Source organism: Methylobacterium sp. WL12 (genome assembly GCF_008039475.1).
GTDB classification, from domain to species: Bacteria; Pseudomonadota; Alphaproteobacteria; order Rhizobiales; family Beijerinckiaceae; genus Methylobacterium; species Methylobacterium cerastii.
The window spans coordinates 1-2,702 of the sequence record NZ_VRUW01000185.1; the positions used below are offsets into that span (position 1 = coordinate 1).

Here is a 2,702-nt window from a genome sequence, read left to right on the forward strand (position 1 = left end):
CTGCCGCCGTCTCGCGAAGGATTGGGAATGCAAAAGCCGGAAAGGGCGAGCGTTCGTCCTCTTGGCCTCCATCCGCCTCATGACCCGAAAGCTCTGTCAGAAAACATCATGATGCCGGACAGACTCTCAGAGTACCGACTCAGCTACCGCTCCCGATCGTACCGAGCGAGGGTTTGCGGCACTTTGAAAGGGTGACGGATTTTGAAACGCGAGACTCACGAGGATGGATCTCGCCCGAGCAATGTCACGCAATCGGACGTTTGCGTGACAGTCTGTATAGGCGCACCGTGCCTAACCAGCGTTAGGACAATGGGCGTTATGGAACACCTGTTTGGGACGCTGCGAAGTCCGCCTTGTAGCTGCCGCCGCCCTCAAGGAACGGGTCGTTGGCCTCACGGATTCTTGCCGCTGCATCATCGTACAGGAAGGGCAGGAAGGCATAGCGCCTGCCTTGGGTCACGCGCGAGACTGCATGCAGCAGGGCGCAGGGAAATACGATCGCGCATCCCGGTGGAGCCTTGAAGCTGCGTGGGCCATATTCAGGAAAACTGACCTCACCGCCTTCGAAATCCGCATTCAGGTTGATTGACACCGCAAAGCGCCGGTAGGCGGTTCCCTTTGAGGTGTTGTCACGGTGCGGCCGGAAATGTGCCGCGTCCTCCGCGGCGTAGCAGCCGACGATGTAGCGCTCCATCCGCGTGGAATGGAACGCATAGATCTTGTTCAGCTCCGGATTGATCCGCCGCAGGAAACGCGCCTGGATGGCACGGATCAGGCCGGCATCCTCGATCGTACAATCTCTTCGCCGCTTGTGCTTGTGGTCGCTGATATGAACGGTCATGCCGTTCACCTCCCGCATGAAGCCACTCTCCTCACCGCCTTGTTCGTCGTAGAGCCCGATCAGGCGCCGGCAGAGGTCCGGCTCGAACACATTGGGCAGGACCAGGATCGGAGGTGGAACTTCGAACCCAGCAAAATGAGACGGAGGTGGCAGGCTGGCCAGATAGGCGAATAGGGCTTCCGCGCCCTTGCCCTCCCCATCCAGAGGGAAGACGGCCATCACGCGCAGCGTCGGGTCCAGCACCATCCAGAAGCGGCGAGTGGGGAGTGCCTGGCCCAGGACACCGTCCTTGGGGATGGCCCCATACAAGCGACACACCGAACCGTCGAAATCCCAGAGGTAGCGCAGGCCGGGCAAGCGCTCCCGGACACGGGGTTCCGCCTCATCGCCAGGATCGAGGCTGACCCCGAAGAAGCAGGCCGTCTCATCGTTAAAGAAGGCCTGCTGGGCCTCTACGGCCTGGATCGCAGCCTTGCCGCCTGAATCTGCAGCGGACAAGAAAAACCCCAACACGACGTAGCGCCCCGCGACGGTGTCAAACACGTAGCGCTCATTGCTAGTGGAGCGTTGGGTGAACCAGGGTGACGGGTCACCGGGGCCGAGCCGCTCGAAGTCACGAGCCGAGTTCACTGCTGCGTTCATCCTGCTGCCTACCGCGTTGCGGGCCGGATGCCCCTGGTTTGGTTGCTGTTCGGGCCCCCGCCACTGTCGGCAAGAAGATAGACGAGCCTGCTCTCATGGCCAAGCTTGGATGCCGCTATGGTGATGCCGCAACCCAAGCTGTCGCGACACTATCGCTGGTTCGAGAGGCGGCGTTCTCTCACCGAAAGTAGAGAAAACGACCGAAAATCTGACGCCTCAATGCGTCAGAAAACGTTGTTCGATCGCGTTTTTAGGACGCCCACCCTACGCCGCATCGTTCTCCCAAAGCCTACGGCCGAGCTTACCCAACCGGGCTTCAGCGAACGAAATTGTATGCGGGCTTTGCGAGGCGCCGCTTACCGGGGCGAACTTGGTTTCCTCTACACGGCACGTGAACACCACTCCGAAAGGCGACACCTGCCGCTCGCCGACGGAAAACCCAGCGATGGTAAGCATCGATTCGATGCAACTCGGACTCATGCCCCAGATCCAGTTTCCGTAGCCTTCCGATGGGTCGTAGGCGCTGGTAATTCCCACTTGGATCCCAATTTTTTGGTCCCAAAGCCTTCGCTGCGCCGCGTCGAGGTGGGGCCAGAACACAGCCGCATTGCGGACCTCCATTTCAGGGATGGCAGCCGTAGCGAGGATCAGGGTCTGCCCACAAATTTTTCGTAGCCCGATCAGGGTCTCGAGCGGATTGGGCACGTGGTAGAGGACGCCCGAGCAGTACACTACGTCGATAAGGCCGATCTTGGATTGGACCCCTGGATCGTGGAAATCACCATGGACGAAGCGTATCTTCGAGCCCGTCTCACGATGACGCTTCTTGAACGCTTCTGTAGCCTCAGCAACATCGACGCCTGTCACCGAGGCAGCGCCCTTCTGTTCCGCGAGGAAGCACATGTGGCCGTTTATCCCCCACATACACCCGATATCGACGAAGCTCCTACCGGGGGCGCACTGGGAGATCAGGTTGGTCAAGTACCCATCATGCTGATCAGCAGCACTTCGCTTACTCACGAAACTGCGCAATGCGCGATGCGCTCTGCGGACTGTCGCTAAGTTCATAAGCCTAAGCTTGAGTGAGTACAGTGGTCAGCCCCCATTGAAGTGGTCCGCCCTTTGGTATGGCTTTTGAGCCTGGAGGACGGACGAGATGGCAAAGCACCCGAAGCCCGAGGAGATCGTCGCGAAGCTACGTCAGGCGGACGTTCTGATC

General features: G+C 59.7%; 2 protein-coding genes and 1 pseudogene. 1 reads left to right on the top strand and 2 read right to left on the bottom strand.

What is annotated here, in order from left to right:
* A pseudogene (locus tag FV226_RS27280) lies at positions 1 to 112 on the top strand (IS5/IS1182 family transposase); the annotation flags it as partial.
* A 204-nt stretch (positions 113 to 316) separates the two neighbouring features.
* Here the strand turns inward: FV226_RS27280 and FV226_RS27285 are convergent.
* Both FV226_RS27285 and FV226_RS27290 read right to left on the bottom strand, forming a co-directional pair.
* Complete coding sequence (locus FV226_RS27285) at positions 317 to 1,483, bottom strand: 2OG-Fe(II) oxygenase (protein WP_147765379.1); 1,167 nt, start codon at positions 1,481 to 1,483, stop codon at positions 317 to 319.
* Between the two features lie 264 nt (positions 1,484 to 1,747).
* Positions 1,748 to 2,464 carry a class I SAM-dependent methyltransferase gene (locus FV226_RS27290; protein WP_187278872.1) on the bottom strand — a complete coding sequence of 239 codons (717 nt, stop codon included), beginning with the start codon at positions 2,462 to 2,464 and terminating at the stop codon, positions 1,748 to 1,750.
* Between the last annotated feature and the right edge of the window lie 238 nt (positions 2,465 to 2,702).